This window comes from Weizmannia sp. FSL W8-1119, assembly GCF_038008605.1.
GTDB lineage: Bacteria > Bacillota > Bacilli > Bacillales > Bacillaceae_C > Weizmannia > Weizmannia coagulans.
Window position 1 is genome coordinate 3,068,640 of record NZ_JBBOZL010000001.1, and the last position, 20,823, is coordinate 3,089,462.

At 42.2% G+C, this 20,823-nt stretch carries 14 protein-coding genes, 1 tRNA gene and 5 pseudogenes; 10 read left to right on the plus strand and 10 right to left on the minus strand.

The features are described from left to right. Positions 1–131 precede the first annotated feature (131 nt). Positions 132–1,979: an asparagine synthase (glutamine-hydrolyzing) gene (asnB, locus tag NSQ19_RS14985; RefSeq protein ID WP_340703113.1), complete on the minus strand. Its 1,848-nt coding sequence runs from the start codon at positions 1,977–1,979 to the stop codon at positions 132–134. Between the two features lie 376 nt (positions 1,980–2,355). On the opposite strand from asnB, the pseudogene NSQ19_RS14990 reads away from it, so the two are divergent. Further along, a pseudogene (locus tag NSQ19_RS14990) lies at positions 2,356–2,499 on the plus strand (transposase); the annotation flags it as partial. Positions 2,500–2,527: 28 nt separating this feature from the next. On the opposite strand, the pseudogene NSQ19_RS14995 reads toward NSQ19_RS14990, so the two are convergent. Next, positions 2,528–4,080 (minus strand): annotated as a pseudogene (locus NSQ19_RS14995) (IS5 family transposase). A 122-nt stretch (positions 4,081–4,202) separates the two neighbouring features. Between NSQ19_RS14995 and NSQ19_RS15000 the strand changes: the two are divergent. The 4 genes and pseudogenes from NSQ19_RS15000 to NSQ19_RS15015 form a co-directional block, all read left to right on the plus strand. Further along, positions 4,203–5,375, plus strand: a pseudogene (locus NSQ19_RS15000) (IS1380-like element ISBco1 family transposase); the annotation flags it as partial. Positions 5,376–5,709: 334 nt separating this feature from the next. After that, on the plus strand, positions 5,710–6,723 hold the full coding sequence (locus NSQ19_RS15005) for a DUF1646 family protein (protein WP_014096687.1): 1,014 nt from the start codon (positions 5,710–5,712) through the stop codon (positions 6,721–6,723). A gap of 912 nt (positions 6,724–7,635) precedes the next feature. After that, positions 7,636–8,244: a sigma-70 family RNA polymerase sigma factor gene (locus NSQ19_RS15010; RefSeq protein ID WP_035190688.1), complete on the plus strand. Its 609-nt coding sequence runs from the start codon at positions 7,636–7,638 to the stop codon at positions 8,242–8,244. Positions 8,245–8,803: 559 nt separating this feature from the next. Beyond that, positions 8,804–10,331 (plus strand): annotated as a pseudogene (locus NSQ19_RS15015) (IS5 family transposase). A 344-nt stretch (positions 10,332–10,675) separates the two neighbouring features. Here the strand turns inward: NSQ19_RS15015 and NSQ19_RS15020 are convergent. Next, on the minus strand, positions 10,676–11,899 hold the full coding sequence (locus tag NSQ19_RS15020; protein WP_237349286.1) for an IS110 family transposase: 1,224 nt from the start codon (positions 11,897–11,899) through the stop codon (positions 10,676–10,678). 411 nt (positions 11,900–12,310) lie between these two features. On the opposite strand from NSQ19_RS15020, the gene NSQ19_RS15025 reads away from it, so the two are divergent. Together NSQ19_RS15025 and NSQ19_RS15030 are read left to right on the plus strand one after the other, a co-directional pair. Beyond that, complete coding sequence (locus tag NSQ19_RS15025) at positions 12,311–12,814, plus strand: hypothetical protein (protein WP_035191344.1); 504 nt, start codon at positions 12,311–12,313, stop codon at positions 12,812–12,814. Further along, a complete protein-coding gene (locus NSQ19_RS15030; protein WP_235801744.1) occupies positions 12,807–13,103 on the plus strand; it encodes a hypothetical protein in 297 nt (98 codons plus the stop codon). The genes NSQ19_RS15025 and NSQ19_RS15030 overlap by 8 nt, the downstream gene beginning before the upstream one ends. Before the next feature lie 92 nt (positions 13,104–13,195). Here NSQ19_RS15030 and NSQ19_RS15035 read toward each other — a convergent pair whose 3' ends face one another. Then, complete coding sequence (locus NSQ19_RS15035; RefSeq protein ID WP_340703194.1) at positions 13,196–13,561, minus strand: group II intron maturase-specific domain-containing protein; 366 nt, start codon at positions 13,559–13,561, stop codon at positions 13,196–13,198. Further along, a complete protein-coding gene (locus NSQ19_RS15040) occupies positions 13,537–13,812 on the minus strand; it encodes a hypothetical protein (protein ID WP_237348709.1) in 276 nt (91 codons plus the stop codon). The genes NSQ19_RS15035 and NSQ19_RS15040 overlap by 25 nt, the downstream gene beginning before the upstream one ends. Before the next feature lie 193 nt (positions 13,813–14,005). On the opposite strand from NSQ19_RS15040, the gene NSQ19_RS15045 reads away from it, so the two are divergent. Together NSQ19_RS15045 and NSQ19_RS15050 are read left to right on the plus strand one after the other, a co-directional pair. Next, entirely contained in the window at positions 14,006–15,421 is a 1,416-nt protein-coding gene (locus NSQ19_RS15045) for an ISLre2 family transposase (protein ID WP_340703114.1), read from the plus strand. A gap of 571 nt (positions 15,422–15,992) precedes the next feature. Beyond that, positions 15,993–16,412, plus strand: a pseudogene (locus tag NSQ19_RS15050) (DUF4277 domain-containing protein); the annotation flags it as partial. A 219-nt stretch (positions 16,413–16,631) separates the two neighbouring features. Here the strand turns inward: NSQ19_RS15050 and NSQ19_RS15055 are convergent. From NSQ19_RS15055 to NSQ19_RS15075, 5 genes are all read right to left on the minus strand, one after another. Next, positions 16,632–16,922, minus strand: coding sequence for a hypothetical protein (locus NSQ19_RS15055; RefSeq protein WP_035191363.1), 291 nt, complete (start codon positions 16,920–16,922; stop codon positions 16,632–16,634). 177 nt (positions 16,923–17,099) lie between these two features. Continuing rightward, positions 17,100–18,593 (minus strand): ISLre2 family transposase, encoded by a 1,494-nt coding sequence (locus tag NSQ19_RS15060; RefSeq protein ID WP_340703116.1) that lies wholly within the window; start codon positions 18,591–18,593, stop codon positions 17,100–17,102. A gap of 500 nt (positions 18,594–19,093) precedes the next feature. Then, entirely contained in the window at positions 19,094–19,498 is a 405-nt protein-coding gene (locus NSQ19_RS15065) for a hypothetical protein (RefSeq protein ID WP_340703117.1), read from the minus strand. A gap of 101 nt (positions 19,499–19,599) precedes the next feature. Continuing rightward, on the minus strand, positions 19,600–19,947 hold the full coding sequence (locus NSQ19_RS15070) for a hypothetical protein (RefSeq protein WP_340703118.1): 348 nt from the start codon (positions 19,945–19,947) through the stop codon (positions 19,600–19,602). A 61-nt stretch (positions 19,948–20,008) separates the two neighbouring features. Continuing rightward, the gene (locus tag NSQ19_RS15075) at positions 20,009–20,203 is read right to left on the minus strand and encodes a hypothetical protein (protein WP_340703119.1); all 195 of its coding nucleotides are present in this window, start codon (positions 20,201–20,203) and stop codon (positions 20,009–20,011) included. A 531-nt stretch (positions 20,204–20,734) separates the two neighbouring features. Between NSQ19_RS15075 and NSQ19_RS15080 the strand changes: the two genes are divergently transcribed. Further along, positions 20,735–20,807, plus strand: a tRNA-Cys gene (locus NSQ19_RS15080). Positions 20,808–20,823: the final 16 nt, after the last annotated feature.

Here is a 20,823-nt window from a genome sequence, read left to right on the forward strand (position 1 = left end):
GGGCGGGGTTTGAGGCACCTGCGAAATTTGCCTGAACCGGGACTTCTCCTGATGATCCGGTTGGACTATTTCACGTTTTAAAGCACTTGTGAAGCTCCCTGAAATCAAAAAAACCGGCTTGAAGCAGCCGGCTAAGCTTTGATGTCAATCCTGTATGTTTCAAACCAGTAATGGATCTGGGCGAGGTAGGCAAGCAGCTGCGGGCCCGTCATCAGCTGTCCGAACCACGGCGTCCGGAATGCTTTCCCGTTTGTCTCCATCAGCTCCATTAATTGATCGCGATGCAGAAATTCATACAAAATGGAATCTTTCTGTTCCAAAACTTCACTGAGCCACCGCTTCACCGCTGCCGTGTAAGCCGGATGGTGCGTTTTCGGATACGGGCTTTTTTTTCGGTATAAAATCTCTTCCGGCAAAATGCCCTCCAGCGCTTTCCGCAAAATGCCCTTCTCCCTGCCGCCGTACATCTTCATCTCCCACGGGATATTCCAGACATACTCCACAATCCGGTGATCGGCAAACGGCACGCGCACCTCGAGGCTCGCCCCCATGCTCATCCGGTCTTTCCGGTCAAGGAGCGTTGCCATAAACCAGAGCATATTGATGTAAAACAGCTGGCGGCGCTTTTTTTCCAAATCGGTTTCGCCGTCCAAAAGCGGCGCTTCTGCCACAGACGCTTCATATTTCGACATCACGTAATCTTTTAACTGCAATTTTTCCTGCCAGCCTTCTTTTAACAGGCCGATCCGTTCACCGAGGGACCGCATCCACGGGAAGCCTTCACGGTTCAAATCATCTTCGCGCCGGAACCACGGATACCCGCCGAAAATTTCATCCGCGCACTCACCCGAAAGGCTTACAGTAAAATCCTTTTTGATCTCGCGGCAAAACCAGAGCAGCGATGAGTCAACATCCGCCATTCCCGGCACATCCCGGGCGAGAACCGCCGCTTTTAAAGATTCGGCCAGTTCTTCCTGCGTGATCACGCAATGATGGTGGACTGTATCAAATGCTTCTGACATCTTGCGGATAAATACCCCGTCAGCATCCGGCTGAAAATCATTCGCTTTGAAATAGCGGTCGTTCCCTTCGTAATCAATGGAAAAAGTATGCAGCCGCCCTTTTCCTTCCCTTTGAAAATGGCCTGCAGCAATGGCGGTAATGGCGCTTGAATCGACGCCGCCGGATAAAAACGTGCAAACCGGGACATCCGAGACAAGCTGACGGACAATCGCATCCTGAATGAGCGAACGGATCGTTTCCGCCGTTTCCTCTGCTGCCTCCGTATGCGGCGTGCTTTTCACGTTCCAGTACCGCCACACTTTTAATCCGTTACGATCCATCTTCAGCGCATGTGCCGGGCGCAGTTCCGCCATGCCGCGAAATATTCCCGTCCCCGGTGTCCTCGACGGCCCGAGCCCCCATATTTCGGCAAGCCCTGCCTCATCCACTTCCGCTTTCACGTCCGGGTGGGCGAGCATCGCTTTTACTTCCGAGCCGAACAAAAGCCCGCTTCCGTGTGCTTTGTAAAAAAACGGCTTTACCCCGAGGCGGTCGCGTGCCGCAAATACCTGTTCCTTATTCCCGTCCCAGACCGCAAACGCAAAAATACCGTTCAGACGGTCCACACATGCCTCTCCCCACTTGATATAAGCGGTTAAAAGCACTTCCGTATCCGAGTGGCCCTGATAAGTATAGCCTTTTTTCAAAAGCTCCGCGCGCAAATCTTCCGTATTGTACAATTCGCCGTTATAGCAAATTGTATACATCTTTCCGTCCTTTTGCCGCGTCATCGGCTGCACACCGCATAAAGGGTCAACAACGACGAGCCGTTTATGGCCGAATGCCGCATGCGGCGAAAGCCAGTAATTCGTATCATCCGGTCCCCGTTTGGTCAACGTCTCTGTCATTTTTTTGACCGTTTCCAGTTCACTCCGCAAGTCTTTTTGAAAATCGACCCATCCGGTTATTCCGCACATTCCGGCTCACCCTTCCTGAATTTCTCTACTTCCTGCGGCCCATGCAAAAGCCGCTTTGCCGTGCCATTTTTCTTACCGGCTGTATTAGTATATAGGCGCATGCCCGGAAATGTGCATGGCCCGTATGTGTAAAATTTTACGTGAAGGGGTAACGGGGTGGAAAAAAATGGGAGGCTGTGGTGTGAAACGAAGTGAAAATGTCTTTTATGGTAAAATAAAACCTGAATTATTCACAGAAATTCAGAAACTTATTATAACTTATGGATTACCAAGCCTTTTCGGCTTTATTGTAATTCATTAAAAAAATGAAAAAAGAATCCATTTCTGTTAAAGTTAAAGTAACCAAAACAAAAACCAAACAGAAAGGACTCTTTATATGGTTACTTTAACGCAAAAAACACTTGATTTCAATCATAAAATTAAATTGTCAAATGATGGAGGTTCTCTTTCCTCCGATACAGGTGAGTTTCTTTTTAGAGAATTCGATGAAAAAATTGGTTTTTCAAAGACTTTAGTTAAGTAGGGCTTGCTGAACGAATCAAATTTGGTCAGATACAAGCCAAATTCCGATTATCAAAATATAAAATAGTGTTGTGTAAAAATTAAAAAAAAGAACCCTGAGCTTGCGCTCCAGATTCAGTATGAAGAATTGAAGGGCTACTACTGTTTCGCTGGTCTCCTGAAGGCGTGCTCGAATAAGGCCCAGCCCATACTTGCGCTTGCCTTCGCCAAATTTGCCTTCAACGGCATTACGTTCAGAGGCATCCTGCCTTGCGACGCGTTCCAAGGTTTTGTCTTCCGTTCTGGATGGGCGTCCTAACCTTGGCCCACTCAGACGAATGCCAAGAGATTTGCAGTATGCCAGATTATTACGGTTTCGGTAAATTTTATCTGCCAAGATCGCTTCCGGATAAAATCCGAACCGGTTGTAGTAGTTTTCAACAGATTCCTTGAGAGTGGTCCCTTCATTGTAATTTTCCCAGTCGAGGTGCTCAATCAAGGCATAACCATCTACGACACTGATGGCGACTTTTGAACCGAACTCCACGTTCGCTTTTGCCTTGCCGCGCACAATTGGACGGACATGTGGCTGGGAAATGCTTACAATCCGGTGGTCAACCCGGTGTGTTTTCTTTTTGTACATTTCTGCCTGTTGGCGGTAAAGTTCATGAATCACGAGAAGTTGCCTGTATTCATCTTTGCTTAAAAGAGACAGAGAGCTTTGGGAAACAAGATTTTTAATGATCTCCAGATCTCGTTTCACATATCCGAGCTGTTTGCCTACAGCTTTCCGGATTTTCCGGGCGCCAGCTTTACGTTGCTTAGCGACAGAAAGATAGTCCTTGCGGGCTCTTTTTCTGTAGGTCCGTGGCTTACGTAATTTCCCTTTGTGTGGTTCATGCAGGACATCAATGATATGTTCCAATTTCTCACGGGCTTCGTTCAACAACCCGAGGTCTGTAGGGTAAGCAATATCAGCCGGTGCACAGGTTGCGTCCAAAATGAGCTTTCCTCTGTTCTTCGTTTTGGGAGAAGCCGATTCAGTTGAATGCTTTTCTGAATCGGAACCGGAAGGCTGAAGATCGCCACGATCATGATCATGATCATTACGATCTTCATCATCATGATCGTCATCGTCGTGATCCTGATCATCATTGTTGTCGTTTTCCTTAGATGCTTCTTCCAATTGGCGTTTTTGTTCTTCCAGAACGATCCATTCATTCAGTTCGTTGATGATATTTGCGCCCAAACGTTTTCTAAAACGAGTCATCAGAGAATGGTCGAATGGGGCTTTTTCCTGGAATTCAGGCAAGCCGATAAAATACTGAAGATACGGGTTTTCTGTGATCTGTTCGACTGTTTCCCGGTCAGACAGCCCAAGCCGTTCTTTGATATAAAGAGCCCCAAGAGCGATTCTGACAGAATAAGCCTTTTCGCCTTTGAATTTCTTCTTGAAGGACTTGGCATACTTTTCTTCGGCCATCCACCAAGGAATCATTTCAGCAAGACGGACCCAGCGATTTTCTTTATTTCATTTCCCACCGAATGGTAGAAAAAAATCATCTACAAAAGTTAATTGATGTTCGGTCTTTTTGTACATCGTAACAGCCTCCAAGTGCAAGGTTTTTTACGTGTTTCCTTTGAAATCCTTACACTTTATATTCGACAAAAGTAGCCAAAATCCTTGTCAAATCTGGAATTTTTGCTTATTCAGCAAGCCCTAAGTACTTGAGACTTAACGATTCAAGGAAATATTATCTTCATTCAAATGAAAACTTGTTACGTCAAAAAGTCTATCAACTCATTGCCGGGTATGCGGAAGATGATGCGGCTGATCAGTTGACTCATGATCCTGTGTTTAAGGAAATCATTGAAACTCCAACACTTGCTTCCCAGCCCAGTTTGTCTCGCTTTTATACACGATTTGATAAAGATTCAATTGAACAATTAAATCTGGCTAACCAAGAAATGCTTGATAAGATTCATTGTTTTCGACAATCGAAAGAGTTATTTATCGACTTGGATTCGACTCATTCGGATACATATGGGGACCAAGAATCTTCGTCATATAATACTCATTATGGCACGATGGGTTTTCATCCATTAGTCGCCTTTGATGGTGCGACTGGTGACTTTTTGAAAGCACAACTCCGTCCCGGAAATGTTTATACATCAAATGGTGTGGTGGAATTTATTCGGCCTCTCATTAAACATTATAACGAAATGTTTCCGGAAACTACCCTGTTTCTTCGTGGAGATAGCGGGTTTGCTGTTCCGGGATTATACGATCTGTGTGAAGAAGAATCTGTTTTGTATATTATTCGGTTGAAATCGAATTCACAACTACAAAGTTTAGCGAAGGAATACCATCCTTCTTCCGCACCTTTAGATGTTTCCAAGACGGAAACCTATTATGAAGAAACGATTTACCAAGCAAAATCATGGTCAAAACCAAGAAGGGTGATTATTCAATCGGTACGTCCTGCAGGTGAGCTGTTCTTTACCCATTCCTTTTTTGTTACTAACTTTGAATTAGCTTTTCCTCAAGATATCGTCCGAGCTTATCAAAAAAGAGGGACGATGGAAAACTATATCAAAGAAGCAAAAAATGGCTTTTACTTTGATCATATGAATAGCCACGCTTTTCTAGTGAACGAAGTAAAAATGATGTTAACACTTCTTGCATATAATTTGACCAATTGGTTACGAACTCTTTGTTTTCCGGAAGGTCAAAAAACGATGCAAATTGATACGATACGTACTCGGTTAATTAAAGCGGCAAGTAAAGTCGTGAAATCAGGCAGATCCCTTTACTTCAAACTATCATCGAGTTTTGTGTATCAAAATTTCTTTTGGGATGTACTGAATCGAATTCAAAAGCTACAATTGGAATGACCAATAGAATACTTCTCATAACTGAAAAAATAAATTTTTCAGTCAAGGGGCAAGTATGCCCAAAATACCAGAGTTGTTCTATTGAAAATTCAGTTATTTTATGAATTGGCTACGGTTCTTAATTAAATACCGTTATTTTCAACTAATTTAACAAAATTTATCAAATGGGATTTGTAGCTATGAATATTTCAGGTAAAACTATATAAAATGGACAAAATATTGCCGTTCTATTGCCTGCCGCAAAAAAGTAGTTCTCATGCAAATGGATGCTCGGGCTTGATGTAAAAACTTAAGTTCATTTTATATAAGTTTTTTTACAGAAAGGGTTGAGCCGATGATTTCCGCTTTGATCATCATCCTGGCGCTCGTCTTGTTATTGCCTTTTTTTGTGCCATTTGTCGAGCGCAATTTGGAAATATTTTTGTTTATCATGGGATGGGCTGCGGCCATTGCCGGCGGTGTCCTAGACAAGCCTCTGTTGAGAAAGGCTTTGGAAGACCCGGTTAACATCACCATTGCCGTATTTGTAGCCGGCCTGTTGTTCCGCTGGCTGGAGCGGCCGCTTGAAAAAGTAATTTCCGCCATTAACCGGGGGATACCGTTTCCGCTTCTGGCTGCCTTGACGGTAATCATTCTCGGGTTGCTTTCGAGTGTCATCACGGCCATTATTGCCGCTTTAATTTTAGTCGTGATTGTCAGCGTGCTGCGGCTTGACCGGAAATCGGAAACACAGCTCGTCGTCTACTCCTGCTTTTCCATCGGGCTCGGCGCCGCACTGACGCCGATCGGCGAACCGCTCTCCACCCTTGCGATCAGCAAGCTGGGGGAGGACTTTTTCTATTTGCTTCGCCTGATCGGGCCGGAAGTCATTTCGGCAGTTGTGATTTTCGGCATTCTGGCTGCCATTGTGATCAAACCCGAACAGTCGGCGATCGGGCTGAAAACGGCGCATAAACGAGAGTCGTATGTGGAAATTGCGGGGCGGACAGTGAAAATTTACTTGTTTGTGATGGGGCTGACCCTGCTCGGCGCAGGGTTTGAACCGCTCATTAACCGCTTCCTGCTCGATTTGAGCCCGTTTATTTTGTACTGGATCAATATGATTTCAGCCGTGCTGGACAATGCGACACTGGCAGCAGCAGAAATCAGCCCGAAAATGGCGGACAAAACGGTACAGGCCATTTTGCTCGGACTGCTGATCAGCGGAGGCATGCTTGTACCCGGCAATATCCCGAATATTATCTCCGCCGGAAAACTCCGGATCACAAGCCGGGAATGGGCCCGGTTCGGCCTCCCAATCGGCCTCGCCGCCATGGCCGTTTATTTTGTCGTGATTTTGTTTGTATAAGAGGGTTGAAGACAGATTTACAAAAGGATAGGGATGGCTCCCGCTTTGTTCTTTTTCTGTTATGAAAGACATTTGCGCGGCGGGCTATCTTTTTTTCTTCATTCCGGTTGTGAAAGACATTTTGGGGGGCAAGGGATACTACGTTTGTCTTTCATCCGTGTTATGAAGGACATTTTGGGGGCGAGGGATTCTCTTTTTGTCTTTCATCCCCATTATGAAGGACATTTTGGGGGCGAGGGATTCTCCTTTTGTCTTTCATCCCTGTTATGAAGGACATTTTGGGGGCGGGAGATTCTCCTTTTGTCTTTCATCCCCGTTATGAAGGACATTTTGGGGGCGGGAGATTCTCCTTTTGTCTTTCATCCCTGTTATGAAGGACATTTCGGAAGGCGGGGATTCTCTTTTTGTCCTTCATCCCTGTTATGAAGGACATTTCGGAAGGCGGGGATTCTCTTTTTGTCCTTCATCCCCGCTATGAAGGACATTTGGGACGCCGGCGATTCTCCTTTTGTCCTTCATTCCTGCTGTGAAGGACATTTTGGGGGGCGGAATTCCTTATTTTGTCCTTCATACGTGTTATGAAAGACATTTGGGACGCGAGGGATTCTCCTTTTGTCCTTCATCCCTGTTATGAAGGACATTTTGGGGGACGGGGATTCTCTTTTTGTCTTTCATCCCCGTTGTGAAGGACAGACTGGGCTCTTTTACGTCTGTCTTAGGGTCACCATTCTTAAGAACCTATTAGAACGCAATTGCAGGCACTAACTTGCCCCCCATAGTCCCATCTTTATACCCTTGATAAAAATAATCTTATTTATTAAAAAAATAAACGTATGTTCGTTTTTTGCTTTATAATTGTAGTATCCCATTCACTTTATATAATAAGATATTTACACAGGGGGGTAGGTTGCTGTGTTCTTCAACAAATGTGATCCTAAGGTTAAAGATTTGTTAAATACAAGCAGGGTGTTAAAAAATCCATTAATTAAAGGGTTCTTAGAAAACGAAGAGAACTTTCGCTTGTTTCAAAAAGCAGTTTTATCTCCAACCAAAGAAAACAAAACTAAAGTTGAAGAAAAGTTCAGTTCGTACTATGAAAAAGTGCGCATGGTCGCTTATTACCACAGGCTCATCAAACAATATGCAATTGACTTTGACAAAAGATTAAGAAAGGCAAGAGACAAATATAGCCTTACTCTTGAGACACCATTGGAATCTGGTAATGAAGAAGCAGAAACATTGTTGTCTCTGATTCCTGACGAAAAAGTAAATGAAAACATCATATACGAGAAAACACTCAAAGAAGCAATTAGTGACGAAAAACTGTATAATGCTTTAAAATCCTTAACTGAAACCCAGTACAGGATTTTGGAATTGATTTATGCGAGAGGACTCACAACGAAAGAAATTGCAGATATTATAAAATCAACCCCGCAGAACGTATCCAATATCCACAGAAAAGCAATAAAAAAATTAAGAAAAATAATGGTGGGTGAGAACTATGAATACAAAAAACAATGAATACTCCGAAAACGACTTCTTAAAAAAATTTGAAAAAACTGTCGAAAAATCTCTTTATCAAACGGATCCACAAGAAAGAGATGATTTACGGCAGGAGCTATATATGAAAATTTATGAAAAGTCGTCTTATTTAAACTTTAAAAAAGAAACACCAAGCTTTTGGGATTATTTCCATATCATATGAAGACATTTATGAAGACATCTCTTTCGAGAAAACGTTACAGAAAACCTTACTGACATGGTCAAATGTAAAGCATAGGTTAAGTAAACCATCATTCTTGGGATCAATCCGGATATTACCTATAGGATTATACAAACATGCTGTACAATAAACAATTTTTTCGAAAAAAATAACCAGATATCCCTTTGGGTATTTTTAGAACGGGACAATCCTTAATTCAAAAATGACTTGTCCCGTTTGTTTAATTCTTATAATTCGGGCTTGCTGAATAAGCAAAAATTCCAGATTTGACAAGGATTTTGGCTACTTTTGTCGAATATAAAGTGTAAGGATTTCAAAGGAAACACGTAAAAAACCTTGCACTTGGAGGCTGTTACGATGTACAAAAAGACCGAACATCAATTAACTTTTGTAGATGATTTTTTTCTACCATTCGGTGGGAAATTAAATAAAGAAAATCGCTGGGTCCGTCTTGCTGAAATGATTCCTTGGTGGATGGCCGAAGAAAAGTATGCCAAGTCCTTCAAGAAGAAATTCAAAGGCGAAAAGGCTTATTCTGTCAGAATCGCTCTTGGGGCTCTTTATATCAAAGAACGGCTTGGGCTGTCTGACCGGGAAACAGTCGAACAGATCACAGAAAACCCGTATCTTCAGTATTTTATCGGCTTGCCTGAATTCCAGGAAAAAGCCCCATTCGACCATTCTCTGATGACTCGTTTTAGAAAACGTTTGGGCGCAAATATCATCAACGAACTGAATGAATGGATCGTCTTGGAAGAACAAAAACGTCAATTGGAAGAGGAAAAGAGCAACGATGATGATCATCACGACAACAATGATGATGACGTTGATGACGATCATGGTAGTGGTGATCATTAACCTTCTGGTCCTGCTTCGGAAGAGACTCAACTGAATCGGTTTCTCCTAAAACGCATAACAAAGGAAAGCTCATTCTGAACGCAACCTGTGCACCGACTGATATTGCTTACCCTACAGACCTTGGGTTGTTGAACGAAGCCCGTGAGAAATTGGAGCATATCGTTGATGTCCTGCATGAACCACACAAAAGGAATTACATAAGCCACGGACCTACAGAAAAAGAGCCCGCAAGGACTATCTTTCTGTCGCTAAGCAACGTAAAGCTGGCGCCCGGAAAATCCGGAAAGCTGTAGGCAAACAGCTCGGATATGTGAAACGAGATCTGGAGATCATTAAAAATCTTGTTTCCCAAAGCTCTCTGTCTCTTTTAAGCAAAGATGAATACAGGCAACTTCTCGTGATTCATGAACTTTACCGCCAACAGGCAGAAATGTACAAAAAGAAAACACACCGGGTTGACCACCGGATTGTAAGCATTTCCCAGCCACATGTCCGTCCAATTGTGCGCGGCAAGGCAAAAGCGAACGTGGAGTTCGGTTCAAAAGTCGCCATCAGTGTCGTAGATGGTTATGCCTTGATTGAGCACCTCGACTGGGAAAATTACAATGAAGGGACCACTCTCAAGGAATCTGTTGAAAACTACTACAACCGGTTCGGATTTTATCCGGAAGCGATCTTGGCAGATAAAATTTACCGAAACCGTAATAATCTGGCATACTGCAAATCTCTTGGCATTCGTCTGAGTGGGCCAAGGTTAGGACGCCCATCCAGAACGGAAGACAAAACCTTGGAACGCGTCGCAAGGCAGGATGCCTCTGAACGTAATGCCGTTGAAGGCAAATTTGGCGAAGGCAAGCGCAAGTATGGGCTGGGCCTTATTCGAGCACGCCTTCAGGAGACCAGCGAAACAGTAGTAGCCCTTCAATTCCTCATACTGAATCTGGAGCGCAAGCTCAGGGTTCTTTTTTTGAAATTTTTACACAACACTATTTTATATTTTGATAATCGGAATTTGGCTTGTATCTGACCAAATTTGATTCGTTCAGCAAGCCCTAATTCAATGGTTTATTTTTATCTAATTTGCTTCTCTTTATAAAGTAAGAAACACGGCAGCACAATAAGCACCTTTGCTTTATTTACATTCATATGCTGCCCCTTAAAAATAGTTGCAACTATTTCCGGGTCTGATCAACCCAGAAGTAAAATTTTTAAGAAGTCCTACGGTGTGATGTCAAGGGTTAAAAACAAGTGAATTGGAAATTTTGTTGGCTCTATGTCATAAAAATGGCAATACTGAACTAAGCCTCCAGATAATTGGAATAATCTGGAAGTTTTCAAGTTCAGGCTATCGATGATGGTTACCTGGTTACCTCATCGCGTCACCTTCTTTTTCGGCGCATAAATTTGATCGTTGCGGAGCAGCGCATCGATCAGGCGCACCAGTTTTCTTGCCGTTAAGACGAGGGCGCGTTTGTGTGAGTGCTTATGCACCTCACGATATTTCTTTTGGTAAAAGGCGCGGTACTCAGGTTCGTGTCGCCGGACCAGATTGGCAGCCTCAACCAGGTAATACCGGAGATAACGATTGCCTGTACGCGCAAGCATTTTGTCATCAGCCTCAAAATCACCCGATTGGTGGCGGGGCCAGAACAATCCGGCAAATTTTGCGATCGCGGCTTGGTCGTCAAAGCGCTCAATGTCGCCGATTTCAGCGAGAATCCCAGCACAGCTCACCGGGCCTATTCCCGGAATGGTCTGGAGGGTATTCGGGATTCCATCAAGAACGCGGGCAATCGCCTTATCCAAATCCTTGATTTGGCGTTTAAGATGCCGGATGATCTCAATAGAACTGCCCAGGACCAAGTCAATCGAATCCTCCACACATTTAGAAAGCCGGTAAGAGGACCGGGCAGCTTTTTGGATGGATGCGGCCAAATCCTCGGGATCGCTAAAGCGGCCATGGCCTTTGGTCTGGAGATACATCGCTAAGTCCTCCAGAGGCATTTGGGCAATTTCATCGAGGCTATAGGCCTCAAGCAAAAATTCCGTTATGGCATGGCCGAAGACCGATGTATCCACTTCAAGGTTAAAGGCACTGAATTTGAAAAACAGATGATTCAAAAATACCTGTTGTTCCCGGGTTAAACTTTGAATCAGGTGATAGCGCATCCGTGTTAACCGTTGAAGGGCAAGGTATTGTTCTGACTGAATCACGGATTTCGGCAATCTCCCGAAACGCAAGCGGTCCGCAATTACCCAGGCATCTTTGGGATCGGTCTTGTCCATCTCGGCATAAGCCTTTTTGAAATTTCTCACCAGCTTCGGATTCAGGGTAAACACCTTTGTACGACGCTGTTTCAGCTCGGGATCTTCATGGAAAAACATTGCCGGGTGCCAACTATACACAGATGTGGCCTCCATGGCGATCTGGATGGTGTCATCCGCCTCCGCATGTTGGAGGATGGTGTCTCTTAACTCAGAGGCACCGGGAAGATTGTTTGTCACCGTTTGGGTGGCCAACGTTTCCCCCATTCCATCCATCAGGCAGGCATCGAGGTTTTTGGAGCTCACGTCAATACCGACAAATAAGGGCATATGATTTCCTCCTCTCTGTATTGGGATCGATGGAATCGGACGCTTCGGGATATCCCCAGATGGCTTGCCGATCTGTCAGCCTCGCGTATGAGAACTCATCCGGGCCGTGGGCTGCCTGGAACTGCTCATTTCCAGCACGGAGATCCGGAGGAACGGCCTACGGGTTAGACGTTCAAGCAAGAACCTGGGGATGCAGACTTTTCGAGTAGTCAGGCTACAAGGAGGGGAAGCATTGACCCAAACGATCCTAAGACCATTATCCGGGAACATCGCGAAGCGTCCAAGTCCGAACTTGTATTCCGGGCTCGCCCGGAATACAAAATCTTATATTCACTTGTCAATGAGCAGCAGAATGAACTGGAAATTGACATCCACTTTGGATTTAAACTTATTATACGAGGAGGATTTACTATGGAATTTGTTGTAACAAAAATACAGGAGAATCAAGCAAATTTATACAAAGCATATTTACAACTGGATAAAATTAAAAATATTATTCAAGAATCTGGACTTTTCCACAATGATTCTTATCCAACTCCGGATCAAGTTGTGGCTTATAATATCACTTATCAACCAGAATTATCGGATGAGGGAATTGATGCAAATAAAACCAACGGGAGTATTACTAATAATATCGTAGAGCAAACAAACATATTCTTTCGCTTTGGAGACACTGCCTATATAAATTTAATTAAAAGCTCAAATTTAAAGGAAGATACATCGAATCTAACCTTACAAATTGCCTTTTTATCCCAGGAAGGCGATCACACTCATGAAAATTTATTAATGTATATAGACTTCGAACTGCTTGATCATTCCAAAGAAGTTACTGACAAAACTACATTATCTTTACCTATTGATGAATTTGAAGATTTGAGTAGTGAAAGCGAAGGAGATGTCACAACTAATGGCTAAAAAATATTCAACGTTGTGTTTTAAGAATGGTACTTGTTGTGAATTTGGTAAAGTAAAGTATAATTGGTGCGGACCTGGTTGTGGGAGTGGTAAACCGGTAAATGCGCTTGATTCATGTTGTAAATCCCATGATGCCTGTTACGGTAAATACAAACACTACCGGACATCACCACCAAATCGTTGCACATGTGACGCAAATCTAATAAAGTGTGCTAATAAAACAAGTTCTCCTGGAAAATCTGTAATTATTGCTGCATTCGTAGCAAAACGCGCGGCCTTCCTATGCTAGGAGCTCTTGATCGAGTAGGGACTAATCATTATTTAATTAGCCGACCTCTTACACCACCGTGCGTACGGTTCCGTACACGGCGGTTCTAAAGTTTACGACCGTACAGACAGATAATAATCCAGAAAACTTATATATCTTGCTCTTCGAAAGAGTTCGTTTGTAAGGGTTCTGGCTAAGATATGGCTGCTGGAGATTCTCCAGTAGCCTTTTCTTCTGTTAGCCCATTCCCACGCTTTTCTTTTATTGATCCCTAATTTCTTGAACCAATGAAATCTTGTGCGTACTCTCTTCCATCTTTTCCAAGTTACCATTCGCATTCTTCTTCGTGTCCATTGGTCCAGTCTGGTTACCAGATTTTTCATATCCGCTAGCTTGTAGTAATTTACCCATCCTCGGACAGTGTCATTTAGCCTTTTTTTTCTTTCCTCTACGCTTAATCCGTTGCTTTTTCCTGTAATTCTGTATTCATTCCATCGATACCGCCCGCACCTTTGTTTTTCTTTACCTTTTTATAGGCACGGTGCAGGTTATTACTTGAAAGGATTCGTTCGAGCATCCATTCGTTCTGTCTGTTGGTGTTAGTGGTGTTGTTTTCGGTTATCCTCTTGAAACTATGCCCTCTGTCATATCCTTCCTGTTCCGCAGTATCTTTTTGACAGCAGGTTTCTTCCTGTTTTCTGCATTTGTTCGTTTCTTCGGTAACTTTCATTGACTTCCACTTCCTTTAGTTCAGCCCTTCCTTCGATGCCCCAGACATCTCCGTACTATGGCTTCTGCTGACTTCTCACGGCAAAGTATGTGTAAAATTTTACTCGAAGGGCAGATGAGTGGAAAAAATGGGAAGACGCTCTATCATTTAAATGTACGCTTGTGGGCGAATACATTTAGAAAGAGGTCTTCCTATGGATATTATATCAATAATTGCTAGATTATTAAAGGATACAAAAAGTCTTATTGAATTTGAAGAACAAGTTAAAATTCTGATCCAGAATGCCTTTACGCAATGGGTTGGGGAAATATTTGAGACGTTAGATAAAACAATTAAGCAAAAAAAGCTGGAGGATGGCTGGGAGTACTGCCGGAGTGATAACAGAAGCATTCAGTTTTTATTTGGAAATGTGACCTTTAAACGTTCACTAATGCATGACCAGAAAGGGAATTCACATTATCCTCTGGATGAATGGTTAGGGCTTTTACCATACCAACGATACAGCCCGTTAGTGGAGTTAAAGGTGGCAGAGTTGGCAAGTGAGAACACCTATCGGGAGGTAGCTGATATTTTAAAAGAATGGACAGCAGTGAGCCTTAGTCACACAACTGTAGGGAACATGGTGAAACACGTAGGGAAAACGCAAGCTGAAGCCGACAAGGCACTTGTAGAAGAGCTAGAAATAGCTGATTCACTACCTGAGGGAAAGAAGGTAGATTACCTGTTTTCCGAAGCTGATGGTATATTCGTCCGGGGACTAGAAAAGAAACAGGGTTTGGAAGTCCACCACGCCATTCTCTATGAAGGATGGGAAACCAATGGCAAAAGAGTCTCTCTACACCATCCCGTTGTTATCATGACGACGAAATCCATCCAGACATTTTGGGATGAAGTCCAAGCTGTAGCAGCCAACACCTATTCCCTAGAAAAAGCTCGTGTCATTACAAATAGTGATGGAGGTGCGGGGTACACAGCTGAACGGTTTCAAACAGCATTCTCACAGTCGGAATTTCCGGTGCTCAACCAGCTGGATACCTACCACGTTGCACAAGCCATCATAAGGACATTTGGGGGCGGAAAGAGCGAGATCAAGGAGCAAATTAGAAAAGCGATTAGAACGCATGACCTGGACCAATTCACGTTATATTTGGATACGCACGAAAGCACCTTGACGGATAAAAAGGCTCTCAAGAAAATCAAGGAATTCCGTTCGTATATCTTGAAAAACTGGGACCGCATTTTTGACTGGAGAGACAGGGTGAAAAACGTGCCGGAAGGTGCGAGAGGCCTAGGAGCGATGGAATCGAATCAAAGGCATATCTCCTTCAGGATGAAAAAAAGGGGCATGCATTGGAGTGAACTTGGCGCAGAAGCCATGGTGAAAATCAAACAAGGCATACTCAATGGGACATTGAGAGAAGTCTATCTGAAACACCGTTCAAGAAGCGAGAGAAAGCAACGGAACTTGAAACAATTAATCAGGATGTCTCAACTACTCAAGCAGCCTGTACGCCCGTCAGTGGGCGTAAAGCACGGATCAGTTGCCCTGCATTCAAGCAGTTCATCGGCAATGGGACATTTAAGCAAAATATTAGAGCTTTCGTTTTAAGCTTGGCTCAGTGGGGACTGATCGTTGAGGCGCGCGAAATTTACGAGACTCCTGCGGGAAAAGCGAGCCAGGAGAGACCCCGCAGCGAGGTACGAGCGAGGAGGCTCGCCGGCCGCCCGCGGAAAGCGAGTGAATTTCGCGCGCCTCAACATCCCCGTTATCCATCTTTATACGGAAATATTACATCTTTTCCGAAAATTACACCGAGCAAGTAAAGCACGGTAGCCGAAAGTGTACAAAAAGAGTGTCTTGGAATACCCGATATTTAAACCTTGTCGAGAAAAACTTGACACATACCACGGCAAATCTTGTTTCAACCAGGTTTCATACTCTGTTTCCACCTGTCCGTGAGACCTCCCGTGGTAAGGTGATTCACTTTCATTCCATGTACCCGCACCATTTACGTTTCCACATCCGGATAGCTTTTGGGCTTTGACTTGTTTTGCAGCCTTACCCTGTGAGCGCATATTCCCCACGTAAATTTTTCCATTTTGTGATTTTTTTAAAGGAATTTTCTCCTTCTTTGTAGAATTGAATGATTATCTAACTAGGGGAAGATGAGGAAATTTTTATGTCAGATCAAATTTTAACCTTACATGTGGGGCCGTCTCAACTTTTATCTGAACTGTGTGATGAAATAGAACTCGAAAAGACCATTAATGATTTAGTCAAATGGGATTCTGTCCGTTGTCATATCTCACCCGGAACAAGGATTAAAGCCCTTGTCTTAAACATTTTATGCAGTGGCAAGCCCCTTTATAAGGTTCATGAATTCTATCAAAACCTAGATTCTGAGATGCTTTTCGATACATCGGTTTCACCCGATCAATTAAATGATGATGCATTAGGAAGAGCATTAGATTACTTGTATGAAGCCGAAGCATGGAAAGTCTATTCCACCCTTGCATTAAAAGCACTAAAAAAATTGAATCTTCCTATTGGTGTACTGCATAACGATACAACCTCAATTTCTGTTTATGACGAATATAAGCTGTGAGAGTACGCCTAATGATGTTCGTGTTCCTCGGGTCGGAATTTTGCCTCCAGCTTCCCTCAGATTCCATCTCACAATGGACACACTTGCTCTTGGCTAATGGTTGGTCGCTACCTACCTCCATAGCGGACTTTCACCGCCTAGCGAATCGCCATACACGGCGCACAAACAAAGGGACTAGTAATTGATTGTTAATTACTAGTCCCTCATCAAATTCTATACAAAATGAAAGCTCCAGTACAGAAGACATATTACTATAATAACTCCAAAAATAAGAGCGCCAATATAAGGAATAATTTTTAATTTTCCAGGCTCTTTTCTAACAAATGAAACAATACTTGCTAAGAAGCTTATGCTCCAAGCAAACCAGCCCCAATGGTGAAAACGAGTATAATATTTTATATCTTGCCCAGTTAAAAACAAGGTAATTGCAATTATAAAAAGAATAAGTCCGATGATAAACATAAAAAAAGAAAGTTTGCTAAAAATTCTGTTTTCCTTATCCATTTTTCCCTCTCCTCCACGCAAGTATATAGTTTAACAAAACTCAGATTAATACTGCCCTCCTAAATGCCTAAACAACCCATAAAAACTTATAATGGTTTGAAATATTAATAGTACAGCTAAATCATTTTCAATGTTTAATACAACATTTTTAAAGCACATTCATCCATAATAATGTTTTTACCAAAGAATAAAGACTAGTATGATTTTATTATAAATTAAATTGAATTCCATTGTCAAGACGCTCATTTTACAGGTATGTGTCAAGTTTTTCCTGACAAGGTTTAAATATCGGGTATTCCAAGACACTCTTTTTGTACACTTTCGGCTACCGTGCTTTACGCCCACTGACGGGCGTACAGGCTGCTTGAGTAGTTGAGACATCCTGATGGATTGTTTCAAGTTCCATTGCTTTCTCTCGCTTCTTGAACGGTGTTTCAGATAGGCTTCTCTCAATGTGCCATTGAGCATGCCTTGTTTGATTTTCACCATGGCTTCTGCGCCAAGTTCACTCCAATGCATGCCCCTTTTTTTCATCCTGAAGGAGATATGCCTTTGATTCGATTCCATCGCTCCTAGGCCTCTCGCAACTTCCGGCACGTTTTTCACCCTGTCTCTCCAGTCAAAAATGCGGTCCCAGTTTTTCAAGATATACGAACGGAATTCCTTGATTTTCTTGAGGGCCTTTTTATCCGTCAAGGTGCTTTCGTGCGTATCCAAATATAACGTGAATTGGTCCAGGTCATGCATTCTAATCGCTTTTCTAATTTGCTCCTTGATCTCGCTCTTTCCGCCCCCAAATGTCCTTATGATGGCTTGTGCAACGTGGTAGGTATCCAGCTGGTTGAGCACCGGAAATTCCGACTGTGAGAATGCTGTTTGAAACCGTTCAGCTGTGTACCCAGCACCTCCATCACTGTTTGTAATGACATGCGCTTTTTCGAGGGAATAGGTGTTGGCAGCTGTGGCTTGGACTTCATCCCAAAATGTCTGAATGTCTTCCGTCGTCATGATGACTGTGGGCTGACGCAGGGAGACCCTTTTTCCATTGGTTTCCCAACCTTCATAGAGAATGGCATGGTGGACTTCCATACCCTGTTTCTTTTCCAGTCCCCGGATGAATACGCCATCTGCTTCGGAAAACAGGTAGTCTACCTTCTTCCCATCAGGCAGTGAAGCAGCTATTTCCATCTCTTCTACAAGGGCCTTGTCGGCTTCTGCCTGCGTTTTTCCTACGCGTTTCACCATTTCCCCTACAGTTGTATGACTAAGACTCACGGCTGTCCATTCTTTTAAAATATTCGCCACCTCCCGATAGGTGTTCTCACTTGCCAACTCTGCCACCTTTAATTCCACTAACGGGCTATATCTCTGGTGGGGTACCAGCCCCAAGCATTCATCCAAGGGATAATGTGGGTTCCCTCTCTTATCACGCATTAATGAACGTTTAAAAGTCACACTTCCAAATAGAAACTGAACGCTTCTGTTATCACTCCGGCAGTACTCCCAGCCTTCCTCCAACTTCTTTTGTTTAATTGTTTTATCTAACTCCTCAAATACATCCCCAACCCATTGTGTAAAAACTTTTTGCATCAGAATTTTAACCTGTTCTTCAAATTCAATAAGACTCTTTGTATCCTTTAATAATCCAGCAATTATTGATATAATATCCATGGGAAGACCTCTCTCTAGATGTTCATTTCATGGTGTACATTTAGATGATAGAGTGTCTTCCCATTTTTTTTCACTCATTTGCCCCTTCGAGTAAAATTTTACAACATACATTTTACAGCTCTGAAGAGTAAATTCATCAATTTTTAGATGTTTTATGTTAAAATGACTTATCCACATTTGGTAAATTTCTCCATCCGCTTTTTCTGTCTTTAAAGTCCAAACGAGCAGAATTTGCAAATTTCTTTTTTAAAATTGTGGATAACTTCAAAAAAACCTTTTTTCCATCACATCCTTTGCTATAATGAAGTCGTTAAGTAAACCTTACATTGGTTTACTTAAATGGGTGAAATCCTCGTCTGTTAAAATGCGTGTCCGAAGCGACTCCAACAGATTTGAGGATTTTTCTTTTGCCGTTTTTTTGAGTGCTTTTAAGATTGACGAACCCTTTTCATACAGCTGTCTAATAATATCTGTTATTTGAACTAATAAATAGTGATTTTTCATTGCTGTGTAGTTTCGCTATTGGCATGTTTGATATCGTAACGATTATTTTTTTGTTCGGTAAATCCTTGATTTTCAATCTTCCAGCGGCTTCTTCCTGCAGCGATGAGTCGTTCCACGTTCTTTTTCGTGATTTTAATATCCGTTATAAATACATACTCTTTCGATTTCCCATCCTCTGTTTTCATTGTGGCCTCCATCAGATTGACCGTTCTGTCTTTGTAGGCAATATCATTCACCCAAACTAATGAATTCTGATCCTTACTTTGTTCCAGCTCTTTTATTGCCTTAAACTCCGTCGAGATACTTTTAATTCTCCCTTCCTTAAATCTGCATATATATTTCCATTTGTGCGCCCTGCACAGATTAAATACCGTTTCACATGCATAGAGACTATCTCCCAAGATACAAATCGGTAGTCTTTTAAATATTTTTTTATTTTCCTTACCAGTCTGTCGAAGGCTTTTAATTCACAATCTTGCTTAGAAACATTTTCTGATTCATTTTAGATAAATTCGGAGGCAATACTGAGAACCATATCCCCTACGACAACCTTGGCTTCAAGTACATGGTACATATAAAGTACGTTCGTTTCTCCTCTTTCTTTATTTGTATATGCCCGTCCCAAGCAGTGTTTACAATGCTTCTCATGAAAGGTGTGTAATCCTATTCCATCAGTGATGACACCCCAGCACTTTCCTTCAATTCGATAAGACTCGAGAGATCTTTTTTTCAATAATTCTTTAATCATATACGTTCTAATTTTTTCTAATTCATTTACATCTAAGCCAGATAAAAAGTCGTTAATTGTATCATAATGTGGAAGTTCTTCAAGAGAATCTAAGCCTAACACCTTCCTACATTTTTAATACATTCTTCTTTATTAAAACTCTCACTCATGTTTCTCATGGATTTTAGGTATAATTTTTCAACATCATCGTAAATAAAAGGACCTCTGGACCATAAGTGGTATAGCTTTGATGTCGGTGGTCTGCTACCTTTTTTAGGTTATTCATCAGATCTTTGAAAAAGTGCTTCTGAATTTTAAGGAACTCGAAAAAATAATTTGCTTCTTTTTCACGATTTCTTTTTTCTTTTCTGGTAACCAAAGTAAAAACCTCCTCAAAACAGCGAAGTTTAATTAGGGCTTGCTGAACGAATCGAATTTTAGCTTATCCGATTTGTCAGTAAGCATTGCCAAATATTCGTCTAGTAAGCTCTCATTATTTAAATTATTACATATTTAGCCCCTTTTTTGGGAAGTATATTTAAATTATCCCGAAAAATTTTTACTCCTCAGAGCTGTTTTAAATTCCGGCTCCGAGGAGAAATTTTTCAATTTTTAGATGTAAGGATGCAGGTATGATCTATCAACACTTATAACATAAAATTTCGAAGATAAAGTCGAATAATACATTGCAGGTGGAAACTTTAAAAATGTCGAATTAAATAGAATTCTATAGAAAATCCCTCAAAAATAAGAAGATATCATTTTAGATAAAGTTCATTCAAAAATTAAGGTAAATTTGTACTTAAGCAAGCGAAATATTTGTTTCAAGAAAGCTATACCTCTTTTTTTGAGTTTTTTCAAGAAAATATAGTTTCATTTCATGCAAATGCATTCACTTTATATGATGAACGGTGGTATAGCCAAAAGGTAAAGGCAAAGGTCTGCAAAACCTTCATTTCCCGGTTCAAATCCGGGTACCACCTTTACTCTTAGAGTGAG

Bases quoted from the DNA above. Each gene is read 5' to 3' on its own strand.
- asnB (WP_340703113.1), bottom strand. From the start codon at position 1,979: ATGTGCGGAATAACCGGATGGGTCGATTTTCAAAAAGACTTGCGGAGT.
- NSQ19_RS15005 (WP_014096687.1), top strand. From the start codon at position 5,710: ATGATTTCCGCTTTGATCATCATCCTGGCGCTCGTCTTGTTATTGCCT.
- NSQ19_RS15020 (WP_237349286.1), bottom strand. From the start codon at position 11,899: ATGCCCTTATTTGTCGGTATTGACGTGAGCTCCAAAAACCTCGATGCC.
- NSQ19_RS15025 (WP_035191344.1), top strand. From the start codon at position 12,311: ATGGAATTTGTTGTAACAAAAATACAGGAGAATCAAGCAAATTTATAC.
- NSQ19_RS15030 (WP_235801744.1), top strand. From the start codon at position 12,807: ATGGCTAAAAAATATTCAACGTTGTGTTTTAAGAATGGTACTTGTTGT.
- NSQ19_RS15040 (WP_237348709.1), bottom strand. From the start codon at position 13,812: ATGAAAGTTACCGAAGAAACGAACAAATGCAGAAAACAGGAAGAAACC.
- NSQ19_RS15045 (WP_340703114.1), top strand. From the start codon at position 14,006: ATGGATATTATATCAATAATTGCTAGATTATTAAAGGATACAAAAAGT.
- NSQ19_RS15055 (WP_035191363.1), bottom strand. From the start codon at position 16,922: ATGGATAAGGAAAACAGAATTTTTAGCAAACTTTCTTTTTTTATGTTT.
- NSQ19_RS15060 (WP_340703116.1), bottom strand. From the start codon at position 18,593: ATGGATATTATATCAATAATTGCTGGATTATTAAAGGATACAAAGAGT.